The sequence below is a fragment of the Brevibacillus brevis genome (genome assembly GCF_031583145.1).
Taxonomy (GTDB): Bacteria; Bacillota; Bacilli; order Brevibacillales; family Brevibacillaceae; genus Brevibacillus; species Brevibacillus brevis_E.
In genome coordinates this window covers 3,072,565-3,087,345 of sequence record NZ_CP134050.1, presented here as the reverse complement: position 1 = coordinate 3,087,345, position 14,781 = coordinate 3,072,565, and the positions used below count along the sequence as shown (strand labels likewise).

At 49.9% G+C, this 14,781-nt stretch carries 16 protein-coding genes and 1 pseudogene; 7 read left to right on the top strand and 10 right to left on the bottom strand.

Going from position 1 to position 14,781, the window contains the following annotated elements:
- Window positions 1-69: 69 nt before the first annotated feature.
- Window positions 70-2,337 (bottom strand): ATP-binding cassette domain-containing protein, encoded by a 2,268-nt coding sequence (locus RGB73_RS15320; RefSeq protein WP_310763381.1) that lies wholly within the window; start codon window positions 2,335-2,337, stop codon window positions 70-72.
- A gap of 90 nt (window positions 2,338-2,427) precedes the next feature.
- On the opposite strand from RGB73_RS15320, the gene RGB73_RS15315 reads away from it, so the two are divergent.
- From RGB73_RS15315 to RGB73_RS15290, 6 genes are all read left to right on the top strand, one after another.
- Window positions 2,428-3,381 carry a helix-turn-helix transcriptional regulator gene (locus tag RGB73_RS15315; RefSeq protein ID WP_310763380.1) on the top strand — a complete coding sequence of 318 codons (954 nt, stop codon included), beginning with the start codon at window positions 2,428-2,430 and terminating at the stop codon, window positions 3,379-3,381.
- A gap of 378 nt (window positions 3,382-3,759) precedes the next feature.
- Window positions 3,760-4,641, top strand: a complete 882-nt coding sequence (locus RGB73_RS15310; RefSeq protein ID WP_310763379.1) for a carboxylesterase — start codon at window positions 3,760-3,762, stop codon at window positions 4,639-4,641.
- A gap of 178 nt (window positions 4,642-4,819) precedes the next feature.
- Window positions 4,820-5,029 carry a hypothetical protein gene (locus tag RGB73_RS15305; RefSeq protein ID WP_310763378.1) on the top strand — a complete coding sequence of 70 codons (210 nt, stop codon included), beginning with the start codon at window positions 4,820-4,822 and terminating at the stop codon, window positions 5,027-5,029.
- Window positions 5,030-5,065: 36 nt separating this feature from the next.
- Window positions 5,066-5,281, top strand: coding sequence for a hypothetical protein (locus RGB73_RS15300; protein WP_310763377.1), 216 nt, complete (start codon window positions 5,066-5,068; stop codon window positions 5,279-5,281).
- Window positions 5,282-5,324: 43 nt separating this feature from the next.
- Window positions 5,325-5,549, top strand: coding sequence for a hypothetical protein (locus RGB73_RS15295; RefSeq protein ID WP_310763376.1), 225 nt, complete (start codon window positions 5,325-5,327; stop codon window positions 5,547-5,549).
- Between the two features lie 124 nt (window positions 5,550-5,673).
- Window positions 5,674-6,015 carry an AMP-dependent synthetase and ligase gene (locus RGB73_RS15290; protein ID WP_310763375.1) on the top strand — a complete coding sequence of 114 codons (342 nt, stop codon included), beginning with the start codon at window positions 5,674-5,676 and terminating at the stop codon, window positions 6,013-6,015.
- 210 nt (window positions 6,016-6,225) lie between these two features.
- Here the strand turns inward: RGB73_RS15290 and RGB73_RS15285 are convergent.
- Window positions 6,226-6,405 (bottom strand): annotated as a pseudogene (locus RGB73_RS15285) (tripartite tricarboxylate transporter permease); the annotation flags it as partial.
- A gap of 178 nt (window positions 6,406-6,583) precedes the next feature.
- Here RGB73_RS15285 and RGB73_RS15280 point away from each other — a divergent pair.
- Window positions 6,584-6,931 carry a carboxymuconolactone decarboxylase family protein gene (locus RGB73_RS15280; protein ID WP_310763374.1) on the top strand — a complete coding sequence of 116 codons (348 nt, stop codon included), beginning with the start codon at window positions 6,584-6,586 and terminating at the stop codon, window positions 6,929-6,931.
- A gap of 160 nt (window positions 6,932-7,091) precedes the next feature.
- Here the strand turns inward: RGB73_RS15280 and RGB73_RS15275 are convergent, their stop codons facing one another.
- From RGB73_RS15275 to RGB73_RS15240, 8 genes are all read right to left on the bottom strand, one after another.
- Window positions 7,092-7,817 carry an N-acetylmannosamine-6-phosphate 2-epimerase gene (locus RGB73_RS15275; protein ID WP_310763373.1) on the bottom strand — a complete coding sequence of 242 codons (726 nt, stop codon included), beginning with the start codon at window positions 7,815-7,817 and terminating at the stop codon, window positions 7,092-7,094.
- Between the two features lie 85 nt (window positions 7,818-7,902).
- Window positions 7,903-8,166: an HPr family phosphocarrier protein gene (locus RGB73_RS15270; protein WP_310763372.1), complete on the bottom strand. Its 264-nt coding sequence runs from the start codon at window positions 8,164-8,166 to the stop codon at window positions 7,903-7,905.
- Between the two features lie 30 nt (window positions 8,167-8,196).
- Complete coding sequence (locus tag RGB73_RS15265) at window positions 8,197-9,276, bottom strand: SIS domain-containing protein (RefSeq protein WP_310763371.1); 1,080 nt, start codon at window positions 9,274-9,276, stop codon at window positions 8,197-8,199.
- 28 nt (window positions 9,277-9,304) lie between these two features.
- Window positions 9,305-10,123, bottom strand: a complete 819-nt coding sequence (locus RGB73_RS15260) for a PTS system mannose/fructose/sorbose family transporter subunit IID (RefSeq protein ID WP_310763370.1) — start codon at window positions 10,121-10,123, stop codon at window positions 9,305-9,307.
- Window positions 10,120-10,866, bottom strand: a complete 747-nt coding sequence (locus RGB73_RS15255; RefSeq protein WP_310763369.1) for a PTS mannose/fructose/sorbose/N-acetylgalactosamine transporter subunit IIC — start codon at window positions 10,864-10,866, stop codon at window positions 10,120-10,122. Before RGB73_RS15255 ends, RGB73_RS15260 begins: the two co-directional genes overlap by 4 nt.
- Before the next feature lie 12 nt (window positions 10,867-10,878).
- Window positions 10,879-11,352 (bottom strand): PTS sugar transporter subunit IIB, encoded by a 474-nt coding sequence (locus RGB73_RS15250; RefSeq protein ID WP_310763368.1) that lies wholly within the window; start codon window positions 11,350-11,352, stop codon window positions 10,879-10,881.
- A 27-nt stretch (window positions 11,353-11,379) separates the two neighbouring features.
- A complete protein-coding gene (locus RGB73_RS15245) occupies window positions 11,380-11,778 on the bottom strand; it encodes a PTS sugar transporter subunit IIA (RefSeq protein WP_310763367.1) in 399 nt (132 codons plus the stop codon).
- Between the two features lie 77 nt (window positions 11,779-11,855).
- Window positions 11,856-14,672: a sigma 54-interacting transcriptional regulator gene (locus tag RGB73_RS15240; protein WP_310774029.1), complete on the bottom strand. Its 2,817-nt coding sequence runs from the start codon at window positions 14,670-14,672 to the stop codon at window positions 11,856-11,858.
- Window positions 14,673-14,781: the final 109 nt, after the last annotated feature.

The following is a 14,781-nucleotide window of genomic DNA, read 5'->3' as shown; positions in this document are numbered from 1 at the left end:
AAAAGAACCACCGCATTGGATTTTTCATCCTTCGGTGGTTCTTCCTGCGAGGGATTTGCGAGGGATTCCCTACTGGACTCCGAGGACAGCTTTCCTTACATACGTCCCGGTCAACGAGGCGTCGCAATGGATACTATCTTTCGGTATGCCTTCAAACATGACTGTGCCGCCTTCGTCACCCGCACCAGGCCCGAGATCGATCATCCAGTCTGCTTGACAGATCACGTGCAGATTATGCTCGATTACGATCAAAGTAGCGCCTCGCTCGACGAGACGATTCATCAATCGGATCAGCACCCCCACATCAGACATATGCAGTCCGGTGGTCGGCTCGTCCAGCACATAAAGAGTCCCGCTGCCCTCCAGCTCCGCAGCCAGCTTGAGACGCTGCAGCTCGCCGCCCGACAAAGTGCTAAGCGGCTGTCCCAACGACAAATAGCCGATGCCTACCTCTTTCATTTTTTGGAGCGACGATCCCACATCTTCCTCATGAAAAAAGTGGAGTGCCTCCTCTACGGTCATCGCCAGGATGTCTCCAATGCTTTTTCCGCGAAAGCGATAGGACAGGACCTGCTGCGTATAACGCATCCCGCGGCAAGCCTCACAGACGCTGGCGACCGTGTCCATAAAGGCAAAATCCGTGTAGATGGTCCCCAAACCCTTGCAGTGAGGACAAGCCCCCTGCGAGTTGAAGCTGAACAAGGATGAGCTCACGCCGTTTTCTTTGGCAAACAAATTTCTGATCGAGTCGAAGATGTCCATGTAGGTGGCCAGGTTGGAGCGGTTGGACGCTCCAATCCCTCCTTGATCGATGAGGATCGCGTCAGGGTAGTGCCTCGGAAGCACTTGACGGATCAAGGTGCTTTTTCCCGAGCCTGCTACTCCGGTTACCACGGTCATGGCACCGGTCGGAATGCGAACGCTGATATCCCTCAGATTATTCAGAGCCGCATGCTCGAGAGCAAGCCAACCCGTAGGCTTTCGAACCTCGCTTTTGAATGCGGGCTTACGCTTCAAGCACTCGGCGGTCAATGTATCTGCTGACATCAGACGCTGCAGGCTTCCTTCGAATACGACGTTTCCACCCCTTGTTCCGGCGTACGGCCCCATCTCGACGATATGGTCGGCAATTTCAATGACGTCAGGATCATGCTCTACAATCAGGACCGTGTTGCCTTTATCCCTGAGCTGCAGCAGCAGCCGGTTGATGGTGTGGACATCGTGCGGATGGAGTCCAATACTCGGCTCGTCGAAAATATACAGCAGATCGCTCAAGCTGCTGCCGAGCTGACGGACCATCTTGATTCGCTGCGATTCGCCGCCCGAGAGACTGGACGTTTCGCGATTCAGGGTCAAATACCCGAGGCCCACCATCTGCAAATAGGCCAAGCGTTTTTCGATCGCTTCGGTCACTGTCTGCGCTTCTGGCTCGCGGATCGTTCGTATGAACCGGATCAGCTCGCTGACATGTATCGTGGCACAATCAGCTATGTTTTTTCCGTTTATTCGGCAAGCGAGCACGTGCGGATTCAATCGACCGCCGCGGCAGAATGGGCAAATGTCCTCGGTCATGACCCGATCGATCGCTTCCTTGTACCTCGCCGCATCTCTCGAATCCTTGTTTAAAAACGTGCGCTTGATGCGCGGAACAACACCTTCGTATATGGCTGTCGGCGGCCATTCCTTCGTCGGATGCGTCGGCTTGAATCCGTTTTTGAACAGAAGCGTGTCCATTTCGTCATCCGTATAGTCTTTCAATTTTTTGTCGTTATCGAAAAGGCCGGTGCTGACGTACCTTTTCCACCGGAAGTCACCGGGCCTGAAGGTCGGGAACAAGATAGCCCCTTCGTTCAGAGATTTCTCCCGGTCAATCAGCCGATGGATATTGACTGTTTTCGACTTGCCCAATCCTTCGCATTCCGGACACATCCCCTGTGGGTTGTTAAAGGAAAATACGTCCGAATATCCGACGAAAGGGCTGCCGAATCGGGAAAACAGAAGCCGCAGCAGCGCATAAATGTCCGTGACCGTTCCGACCGTGGACCTTGCGTTTCCGCCGATCCTTTTCTGGTTCATGACGATCACCGCAGGCAAATGTTCAATGGCATCCACCTCCGGCTGTCCGTATTGAGGGAGCCGGTTGCGGATAAAGCTGGAGTACGTCTCGTTCAATTGCCGCTGCGATTCTGCTGCGATCGTATCGAAGACGAGGGCGGATTTGCCCGAACCCGATACGCCTGCAAAAACCGTAATCCGCTTTTTGGGAATGGTTACATCTACTCCCTTCAGATTTTTTTCCCTCGCACCGGTGACGCGTATGGCATCTTCTTTTTGCATGGGCCTCTCCTCCTCTTGCTTTTCGCCAAAAAAAGTATACGCTTAAAACATGTCAATAACTGTCATGTTTTAAGCGGAAGAGGGAAACTCATGTCCAAAGCCAAACTTTTATTCGATTTGATTCTGTATGTCAATACGAAACGCAGCTTTACCGCACAAGAAGTCGCACATGAATTCGGAATTTCCGTCCGGACCGCGCACCGGTATCTTGCGGACATCGGAGAAATGGGGGTCCCGATCTATACGGAACCAGGCAGGGGCGGCGGTTATCGGGTACTGAATAACCGGACACTTCCGCCGATCATGTTTGACGAGGAGGAAGCGTTTGCCGTTTTCTTCGCTTTTCAGGCATTGAATTATTATCAATCGCTGCCCTTTGACATCCACATCGGTTCCGTCTTCGCAAAGCTGTACGCCAGCCTTCCCGACGATGTGAAAAGAAAAGTGGACCGTCTTGATTCGGTTCTTGCCTTTTGGAATCAAAAAAGAAGCGTCCCCTCTCCTTTTTTGAAGGAGATCATTGAGGCCGCCATCGCCCACGAACTGCTTGCCATCGAGTACGTGTCGAAATCGGAAAATACGGTGAGAGAAGTCGCTCCAGTCGGCATCTACGCTTACGATGGCTTCTGGTACATGCCAGCATATGATCAGGCCTATGGCGAAATCCGCTTGTTTCGGACAGACCGGATTGTCTCGATGGAACGAACGCTGAAATCGTTCCCGCCACAAGTTTCTCTGCCTGACTGGCTGGGCAGCTATACGGCACAAACGCCAAAAACGCCCGTCCGCATCTACGTGGAGCTGACTCGGGAAGGATTGCGGCAGTGCCGCAGCCAGCCTTGGCTGGAACCTCATATTGTGACGGTCAATCCGGAGCAAGGCTACGTAGAGACTGTGATTGCCAAAGAGGAATGGGATTTCGTTACCGACTACTTTTTTCAGCTGGGAACTGCCGTCAAGGTGATTGAGCCCCGCGAGATGGCGGACCGCATTCGCAAGCAAGCCCAGGAGCTCATTCGCCATTACGCAGCGGATGGCGCGTGACGAGTCACGAGAAACAAAAGAAAGCCCGTGTAAGGAAGCGGATTCGCTGCAGGCTCGCCTCGTTGCGAGCTTTTTCTATGTGCTTCGGAGATTCTGTCGCCAATAGTTCATGGAATATCAGGGGGTAGGAACAATCCGTTCCTTGCTGCCCTACCCTTTATGGATCCGGTTCCGGCAGTCTTGAAAATCGATGTCTTCGTCAGCGAGTGACGCTGTTATATTTTATACAATAAATCTGTTGCAATTAATTAATCGTTATTTTAAAGGATAGTTTGACAAACAAAATTACTGTATTATACTGATTATTAAACCTGTTATAATTTCAGATTTCTCACGCATTTACACATCACTATCAACAGGATTAGGAGGAAGATCCCTATGTCTAACCATCCACCAATCATTCCATCACGCAGTGACAGCGGCATTCCCTATTATCAAACCTATGAAGAAAGCCTTGCTCTTTGGCCAGTCGATTACGAAGCCTTTTATCTTTCCACCCGTTTCGGTCAAACGCATATCATTGCGAGCGGACCTAAGGATGCTCCCCCACTCGTATTGCTACATGGAGCATTGTTCAGTTCCACCATGTGGTATCCAAATATCGCCGATTGGAGCGGCAAATACCGGACCTATGCCATTGATATCATCGGTGATAAGAATAAAAGTATTCCTGTGGATGTAGACGGTACGAGGAAGGGGTACGCCGATTGGCTTCTTGATGTGTTCGACAATCTGGGGATCAAAAAGGCGTACATGGTTGGTCTCTCCCTTGGAGGGCTGCATGTGATGAATTTTGTTTTGCGTGCGGCCGGAAGGGTGGAAAAGGCAGTTTTGCTTAGTCCTGCGGAAACATTTGTAGCCTTTCATCAAAATTTCTACAAATACGCCCTTGGCCTTGTTGAACCAAACGGTGTTGACAATTTTTTAAAGTGGATGATGGGAGATCGTTACGTGCTGCACGCAAATTTTGCAAAGCAGTTTCATGCAGGAGTTATGTGGCAGGATGAACGAAGACACTCAAAACCGAAAGCCGATGGATTCCCGTATGTGTTCACTGACAACGAATTACAATCAGTAAAAGCCCCCATGCTCTTATTGCTTGGCGAGCACGAAGTCATTTACGACCCACAATCTGCCTTGGATCGCGCTTCCACTTTCGTTCCCGGTATTGAAGCAGAAATCGTAAAAAATGCCGGCCATGTTTTGTCGATGGAACAGTCGGAATACGTAAATAAACGTGTATTGAGTTTTTTTACATAAACGAAAGAAAGCCAAGCGAAGTTCATCAGAGGAAGGCACCCGTTTCCATAGGGTGCCTTTTCGGTTGCTGGAATTGTCCCCGGATACATACCTTCCCAGCAAAATGGTGATCCTATCTCACAAATATCCATAGTAAGCAAGGATGCAAACAAGCTGAGGAAGAAAGGGAGGAATTCGAATGGCTCAATTCGATGTGGGTTTGGTGCACCGGCTGGCCGATCAAATGGAGGGGATCGCCTCGGATATAAAAAAGCATGTGAACTCTCCAGACCAGCTGAAGCAAGATATAAAAAGGATGAACAGTGTCGTCGAAAGCTTCCAAACGCTGACACAAGCGGCCTCTCAAAGTGGCTCCAACCCGATTGCCAACCAGAATGACGTGGTATAACTGCCAACGGGTACATTGGGAAAGGAGGAATGCGTGATGAATTCAGAAGATACCAAGAAACAAAGGGATACAAACGCTATTTTCAAGGCAGGCACGGATTACGTAGAGGCGCTGGAGCAGTCGAGCCCAGCCGGAGCCAGCGATGAATTTGGTCCGGATATCGGCATCCCTTCCAACTATGAAGCGAATCAAGTCGGCCAAAAGAAAAGTCTAAGCGGCTTTGAAGTAAGCAGAAATATCGGTAGACTGTGAGAACGGTTCGGATCCTGATCATTCAATAAGGAGCACGAGTTCATTGGAAAACAAATCCATCTATTACCCGGTATCTTGGGACGACGCTTTCGAATACGCTCGTGAAATGGAAAGAATGGGCATCCCCCACGTCATCGAGGATCCCAGTGAAGGATTGCCGATCGGGCAAGGGCAGCTGGCGATTGTCTTCCCCCATTTGCCGGCGAGGCAGTATGGAAAAGTACGAGCGCTTTTTAACGGGGATGGGGAAAGTTATCCGGAAACATAAGCGATCACGTCCTTGCCATGCTGTACAGCAAGCTGCCTGTTTCGACCATTTCAAGAATAACAGGATGGTAAGTGGAACAAGCTAACACAGTCAAATTATGTGGAAATAGGAGGACTCTAAGGATATGAATCTCTTTTCGAATACGCAATCTCTTTCCGCTCAGCTCGCACAGTGCGAACAGCTCATCCATCAGCTCGTGCAACAAACCCAGCAAGCATCGGTGAAATACCAACAGCTGCTGCAGCAAGAGCAACGAAATGCGGAGCAGCTCGAGCAGCTGGCTCAACGCGAGCGTCAAGCTGCCCACATCATTCAAACCGCCCTTCAGGGTCACCAAACCGCCTTGCAGCAATTGCAGCAAATCTCGAGCCTCTGCAATCAAATGGCAAGCAGCGCATCCCGCAGCTTTCCTGGCATCGCTCAGCCCCATCAACCGACTGCTGGATACTCCGTCTTCCACCAGTAATCAGCTGGTAACCATCGAATCCAACAAAAAAGAATCGCTTTCATGTGGGTGGAAAAACGCATCGAGAATGACTTCGATGCGTTTTTTTAAGACTCCTCGCCTCTATGCCTTCTTGCATCCATTTCCACGACTGCTCTGGAAAGCGGCTGTCTATCTCTTCTCTAGGCTGCAGGCCACTTCATCGCTAATCGGTACACTGGTCTGCAGACAGTCAATGCCGATGGTAGCCAGCAGCAAGCCGATGACGGTCATGGTCAGCGTTTTGGTGATGGACTTTCCTGCCTGTCCGATGAGGGTACACAGCCCAAGTATCTTCAGCGAAAATTCATCTGCTGGCGTAAATTTCAACGCGACCTCCGACAGCGGCTGTGCCAAAAAAGCTACCTGTACAGACGGAAGCTCGTTCGAGTTTGAGGTGATCGTACGGTTGGACAACGCTGTAGAGATTGAGTATTACCGCAATGGAGGAATTATGCAAACAGTGGTTCGGAGGCTGCTTCAAGAGGTATGATTTCCCAATGATGGATGCAGAATATGGTGGACGCAAAAACATAAGGAGGGAACGAACATGTCTGAGCACATCCTGGCAGAACAATACCGCAATGGACTCGAATCCTTTGGCCACCTGATGCCTGATGTTCTGGATGCGTACAATCAGTTTACTTCGCGCTGCTTTCAATCCGGGGAAATTTCATCGAAAAACAAGCATCTGATGGCGATTGCCGTATCGCTCTTTTCGGGAAACGAGCATTGTATGGTGTATCATTTGGAGCAAGCGCTGGAGGAAGGTGCCACGGAGAAAGAAATCGCGGAGACCGTAGCGGTGGCAGGAGCATATGGCGGCGGAAGCACGTTTTCTCATGGAGCCATCCTGATCGAGGATGTCATCGAATCGAGAAAACAATCCATGCAATAACAGGTCGAACCAGATCAAACCGCGGGCGTCAGTCACCCGCGGTTCGTTTTGTTTTGGCGGGCCAGCGCTCTGTTGATGTCGCCTGATGTGCGTTGTCGATCACTGCCATGATGAAACTGGATTTTCACATCCTGCCAATCGACTTCGGCGGTGTATGGGATCAGACCATTCGTCCGGATTGTTCCAGGAAGCGGTCGATGGCCAACGCCATTCGTTTGGTGATCAATTGCGGCCGGGTAATCGCGGAGCCAACCACGACCCCATGGGCCCCCAGATTCATGGCCTTGACCACGTCCTCGGGCGTCCAAAATCTTCCCTCGGCCACCACAGGTATGTCCACCTGCTCAGCCAAACTGGCGATGATTTCAAAATCCGGCTCTTTAAAATTTTCAGTCGGATCGTACACCGGGTTTTTCAAAAACGCTTCATAGCCTGCCAGCGTGGTCGCGATCAGATCCGCTCCCGCTCTCCAGGCAGTTACACCTTCCTGGGCGTTGGAGACATCTGTCATGATCGGTATCCGAAAGCGCTTCTTGATGTCGTGAAGAAAGGACTCCGTCGTTTTTCCGTCCGGTTTCGTCGAGGCGGTGCCATCGATGCACACGATATCCGCACCGGCTTCGATGACCTCCTCCACCTCTTTCAGCGTTGGCGTAATATAGGCGGCCGAGTGGCCATACCTTTTTTTCAGGATCCCGATGATCGGAATGGAAACGGTTTGCTTTACCTTCACAATGTTCTCCACCGTATTGATACGCAGTCCGACCGCTCCTCCCGCTTCGGCAGCCAAAGCCATTCTCGCGATGTTTTCAGCACCGTAAAAAGGGTCTCCCGGATCGGCTTGACAAGAAACAATAAGCCCTCGCGGTATCACTGGCTGTTCCACTTTCGCTTCCCCTCCTGTCACGGATAATTCAAGAGAGCAGCATAAGCATTCTAAGCACTGCTTTATGCTGCCCGGAAACGTTCCGTCAGTCCTCCAACGATTCGATCAATTCCTTCAATTCCATGGACGCTGATCGTTCATCTTCCCCCGCAGCAAGGATAGTAATGGTCGTTCCTTGTTCAATCCCAAGCCCCATAATCCCAATAATGCTCTTTCCGTTTACTTTTGTGGCATCTTTTTGAATGGTGATGGAAGAACGATAGGTTTTGGCTTTTTCTACAAATTGAGCTGCCGGTCGCGCATGCAATCCTAGGGCGTTTACCACTTTGACTTTTGTCTCGATCATCATTCAAACTCCTATCCTCTGGTTTTCGATCTGTTATTCAAATCTTCGCTTGCTGTTCATGTATCCATGGAAGTCAGGATAGCGTACCGTTCTCATCTCTACGCCCTTATCCTTTGCCAGGCGGAAAAACAGCACCTGGAGAGGCACGATGTATTCGAGCGGAGTGAAGTCGGCGTGTTCATGGAAAGGAATGCGTATGTTTTTGTCATCGGGGTTCCCGTCGTCCTTGAGGACCATAAAGGAATGCTCGGTTTTGCGGCAGAAAAACTCATTCAGCCGCAGCGCCCTTTCCTTGCCGGTTCCTTCCGGGACGAGGAAGAAAATATAGCTGTCCTCATCGATGGCATTGTACGGCCCGTGCATGAATTCTTCCAACTCATACACACTGACCGGGAACCTCGATGTCTCCAAAAATTTGAGTCCTGCTTCCAGTGCAGTGCCATAATTGCTTCCGTAGCCGGAAACGATGAGAGTTTTGGCCTTCAAGAGCTCGCTGCGATGTTTTTCGTACCATTCGTCCGCTTTTCGAATCGCCACGGGAATGGAATCGATGGTCTTTGCAATGCCGTCGCGGTACGACTGATATTCCTGTTCATCCACGCGATTCAGTCGGTAGGCTGTCTCCAAGGCCGCCAAATAGAAAGCCAATACGGTAGCCGTATACCCCTTCGTCGTCGCCCCCGCCTCTTCTTCCCCGGACGGGACAATCATTTTGCAGGAGGCATGCTCGGTGATGTAGCTGCCCTCTTCCGCTGTGACACCCAAACTGGTCAATCCCTGCTCATTCGCCTTCCGGATGCTGTTTACCGCAGCGGTACTCTCTCCGCTTTGGGAGATCCCTACCACGAGAGTTTCCTTGTCCAGAATGTTCTCATACGAAGTGAATGTATGGGCGGTCTGGACGTCTACTTGGATTTGCAGCAGCTTTTGCATAAAATACTTCGCGGAGCAAGCTGCATTATAAGAGGATCCGGAACCGGCCAAAATGATCCGGGATACGGTTTGGCTTGCAAAAATATCGGTGAACTCTTTTGTCATCTGTTTGGAATGTTCCAACATCCGTTTGAGTACAAGCGGTTGCTCTACAATGTAATCATACAGCTCGATCGCCATGTTCAACTCTCCCTTGTGCGAAGTTTGATTAGAGGAAGCCAACGACTTTCCCGATTACGCCGAACGTGATCAGACCCAGCAAGAGGTAAATCACTTTCACCTGTTTTTTGTTCAGCAGATAGAACACAATCAGCGTAAGGAGCAGCGGCAGCAGGGACGGCAGGATTTTATCCAGTACGCCCTGCAATTCGATTTTGTTGCCGGTGAACTCAAATGCAAGCGGTGTGTGGAATTCCACCATCGTGGCAGTCATCGCGCCCACGGCCATCAACCCGACGATGGATGCGCCCTTGGTGATTTTCTGCGTGAGTCCGCTTTGCGAAGCATTGCTCAGGAATTTGATGCCTGCCTGATAGCCCTTCATGATTCCTGCGATCCTGACAAAGTAATGCGGAATATTAAACAAAAAGATATAGAACAACAATCCGACGGCACTGCCCTTGGACGTCAGCGATGCTCCGATCGCGGCCGCAATGACCCGGAAAGTCCCCCAGAAAAACGTATCCCCGATCCCCGCCAGCGGCCCCATCAATCCCGCCTTCACTGCGTTGATGGAGTCTGGGTTGAACTCCTTCTCCCTCGCGTTTTGCTCCTCCATCGCTGTCGTGACTCCCATGATAAAGCTTCCCATCCATGGAGCCGTATTGAAAAACTCGAGATGCCTCTTCAACGCTGCGGCTACTTCCTCTTTTGTCCGGTACAGCTTTTTGAGCACAGGGATCATGGAATACGCAAATCCCAACGCCTGCATTCGCTCGAAGTTCCAGGACCCCTGCAAGGTTAGCGAACGAAAGAAGACTTTCCACAGCTCTTTCTTGCCGATCGACTTCTCTACGTCATGGCTCATACTGTCATCCTTTCTTCGTCAGCGCGATCGTATTGAGAGAGAACCAGGGCTATGACCAGACCGATTAATGCGACACCCAGAATGTCCAATTTGAGATACGCGGCTAAGAGGAAGCCCAGGATGAAAAACGGAACCAGCTTCATGCTAATCATCATTTGCAAAAGCAAGGCGAAGCCGATGGACGGCAGCAGCAGCGCGCCGGACAGCAAGCCATCCAGAAGCCATTGCGGCAATGATTGGATCAATGCATTCATGAATGGAGACCCGAGCATCAGCATGGTAAATGTGGGCAAAAACCCGTTCAGGAAGAAAACGACGAAGCCGATTTTGTGCATCCGTTCCACACCAGCTATATTTCCTTCGCTGGCATATCGATCTGCTTTGTGAATCAACGGGGTATTGACGATCCTGGCGAGGTCTCCCACCCGATCCGCGAGCAAGGCGACAGGGACAGCCAATGTGAGAGCAACGGCGGCCCCTTGATGGGACAGAATGGCAAAGGCGGTTCCCAATGCAGAGGCCGTCACTACATCTCCTGTACTAGAGGCGCCGACCTGTACCGCACCGATAAAAATAAGCTCCAACGTACCTCCGACTACAAGACCCGTCTGAAAATCTCCAAGGACCAAACCGACGAGAGGCCCGATGATAATGGGACGCCCGAACATGTTGTCCCCAAGAATTCGGGAGTCGAGAATGCCAAATCCCGCGATGATACCGACGAGGATTGCCTCAAGCCACATACATTTGCCCCCTTATCCGATGAGCTCTGTGATGGTTTTCTTTTTTTCGGTTGGAACCTGCCTGACTTCTACTTCTACCCCCATGGAAGCCATTTGCTCAAACGCTTGGATATCCGCATCATCGACAGCCACAGCCGGGGATATCATCCTTTTTCCTTCCGACATGCGCATCCCGCCCACATTCACGGAAGGGATCCGTTTGGTTCCCTGGCACAGCGACAGAGCATCCGCTGCTTTGTCCACCAGAACGAAAGTCGTGTACTTTTCCGACTCCTCACCGTTCAAGAAGGAAACGGCATCCGCAACCGAGAGCAGAATGAGTTTGACACCAGGCGGCTTGGCTAAATTCAGCATCATTTTCTTCAATTCGTCATTGACGACGAGATCATTGGCAACCAACATGCAATTAATCCCTAAATATTTGGTCCAAGCGAAAGCGACTTGTCCGTGAATCAGCCGGTCATCGATTCGAAGCAACTTGATCATCAAGACCCCTCCTTTTTCTCTTCCGGTTTAACTTCCGGCAATTTGATTCAAATACTTCATTCCTTCCCTGCCTCTCTCAATCGCTTCCAATATTACGGATTGCAATTCGTCATTCTCATCCGAAACGAGAATCTCCAAAGCCAAGGGAAGGTTCACGCCTGTAATCACGTGGATGTTGTGAGTTTGCATGTACGGAAAGAAATGATTCGTCACACTCCCTCCAAAGACATCCGTAAGTACAACCACCTCGCTGTTCTCTTCCTTTGATTGCAGGAGTTCTTCGATTTTTCCGACAACCGTTTCCTGACTGTCGCCTGGTACGACTGTGAGGCAAGTCACATTCTGCACGTGACCCATAATCATCCCCACCGAATCCATGATCCCCTCGGAGAAACTGCCGTGGGATGCTATGATGTATTGACGCATAGATTCACCTCCCCATTCTGTCTCGCTAAATAATGCAAAAGCTATGCCAAGCAGTGTAACACCGCCCGGCATAGCGTCTAATCCGTGAGATCTTTGGTTTGTCGATTGATGATATCGTAAATAAAACCGATTTCCGCGACTGGAATCCTTACACTATATACGTTCTCTATGACACTAAAGCTGCGTCTTACGGTTTGGATAAAAGAATAGTGACACTTTTCGAACAAGTCCAGGTCTTCGTAGGAACTGATGGGTTCATTCTTTACCAACCGTTCCACCAGGCAGCTGATGTGAACGAACAAACTGATTTTGACACTGTTGGAAAATTCGATGCCCATTTCCGCCTGCATGTGATCCGTGACCAGTTCGATGTGGTTCATCAATTTGTCCGGGTGTAAGATCGTGACATGATTGATCACGCTTTGCAAGGAGAATAGCTTCACCATATTTCGGTTGATTCGGATAATCTCCTCTTCCTTGACCACCCCCCGCAAAATATCGAAGAAGGCATCATTGCTTTTTTCCATCATGATATCTTCCAAGGCGACAAAAGGAATATGCTCGATTTGGGGATTGGCCGTTCCGATCACCGCTATCACGTGAAAGTTTTGAAAGACAGGGTCGCTCTTGCTGTTGTTCTTTAAGCGCAAGAAGTCGTACGGGATGATCTCCAGCTCTGTATGGCAATCGTCAAAGCTCTGGGACATCAAGTCTTTGATTTTCGTAGCGGTTCCAATCCCGGTCACGCAAGTCGTCAGGATGGCTTTTTTTCTGGTGTGACTGTTCCGGATCAATTTATATTTCGGCTGACATTCGGTGGCGACCTGTTCTACGATTTGTTCTACTTCCATTCCCTGCAGGATTTTCGTACCGGTATCCAATGCGAGGAATGTCGTGATGTTGTTCATCATACCGATCGTTCCCTCCACGATCCCTTCCAGATTCAGATGGATATCCTCCAGGGCACCCATGTCCACCAGAATAATCATTCCCTTTTTGGTGTTGAGACCCCGAATATGATCGATCAACTGCTGGGTGATTTGTTCGAGTGTCGTCTGATAGGGCATGTCAATCGCCTCGAAAACATACTGACCCAACAGGCGATTGGCTACATTCGCGATACTGCTTGCGGTAGAATGGCCATGGGAAATAATGATGGCTCTGATTCGGTTGATGTCGAGGTGCTTGTTGGTTCCTTTGATATAGAGGGTGGTGATCAGGACATCTTCGTCCGATGTTTCGACACCTGCATGGGAGCTGATCAGCTCCATGAATTTCACGGCCAATTCATACTCTTTCGGGTACGCCTTCTGAATCACGTGCAGGAATTCCCTGATTTTTTTGGAAAACTCCTTGCTTGTGCCGTAGCCATTTCTGGATCGGTAGTAAAGGAAATTCGAAAGCACATTCGATGTATTGGAGTAAAACGAGAGCCCGTAATTGTTTTTGATAATTTCCATGATGCTATCAACCATTTTTTTCATGTAGGAGAATCTGACCGAGTAACGGGCGTAGTCCTCGTTGATCTCAGCCACCATGGAATCAAAGGAAAAATCAATGACCTTGTGAACATCCGCAATCAGTTCGTCCAGCTCCAATATGTCTTTTCTGAAATTGTCGTAGACGCCAATCACATCCATAACCAGATCTTTCAACACCTTGCTTTTGTCCAATGCCAGGCCGAAATCATTTTTCCGCGAATCCCTGCGGATCTTTCCATCGTGAAAAAGAGCATCCTTCCCCCACATGTGATCGCCAAGGCTTTCCGTTTTGCGGATGAACTCATCGGGAAGGTGACTCACACTGATCCGCAAATCGGCGGTTGTCACCGCGGACTCATTCCCCTTTTTGTAATACGCATTCGCACACGTGTATTTGATGATGTTGCGGAGCTCCCCGATATTTCCGTCCAGTCTGGTATGGATCAGCATGTTCATCACTTGCTTGTCAATCATCAGATCGTGGTCGATCGTTCGGGCTTCTTCCGTAAAAAAATGCGAGATCAGCTCCGTTTTATCGCGGATCGTCCGCTCTTCCAGACATGGAATCGTGACGACGATGGGAATTCTCCGCAAAAACGTCTGAATCAATACGTCCTGGGGATTCTCCGTTGTGGCGAAGACAAATCTCACTTTCGACTTGCGCCACTTCTGTGTTTCTCCCAACCGTCTGAACATGCCTTTGTCCATAAATAAAAACAGCTTTTCCTGTCCTTCCGGGGAGAGACGGTGAATCTCGTCCAGGAACAGGTAGCCCCCGTCCGCTTCCTCGATAAAGCCTGTCTTGCTTTCATCCGCGCCGGTATAAGCCCCTTTTACATAGCCGAAAAGGTTGGCGGTAAGCAGTTCCGGGTTGTTGGCAAATTCCGCGCAGTTGACGACGACAAGAGGCGCTTTTTTCTCGATCACTTCCTTCATGACTGCGTATTCGTACATATGCTGGGCCATCAGGCTTTTTCCGACTCCCGTCGCACCGTGAATCAGGACGGGCAGACCGTGCGGGTAATTCACCGCTACTTTGCATTGCTCAATCTGGTGACTGATGGTGCTGGCGTACCCGATCATTTTGGAAAAGGGGTCGACCACCGTCTTGGCCGTGTCGTTCAAATAAGAATGAAACTCGGTCAAACTGGCGAATTCGCTTTGATCCATCAGCCTTCCCGTTTTCGTCTCCAGCGCTTCTTTGCAAAAAAAGTAGACGGGTCTTGTATTGACTTTTATGACCTTTCCGCTGCGGACCATTTCGTTTAAGAGCTGGCTTACGAAATTTCGTTTTTTATCCAATGCCTGGGCCAGGTGGTTGCTTGTAAACACCTCGTAGCTTCCCGCTTGCTTATCAAAGTCATGGTGGATCGTCAGGTGCTGCAACTGCTCGAATATCCTCTCTTTATTCATGGAAGTTTTCCTCCGCTGCTCGCTCTTATTGAAATCGATGTAACATTCAGAATAAACCATTTGGGAGGATGGTGAAACAGGAAAATCATAATCCAAAATACCGCTCTTC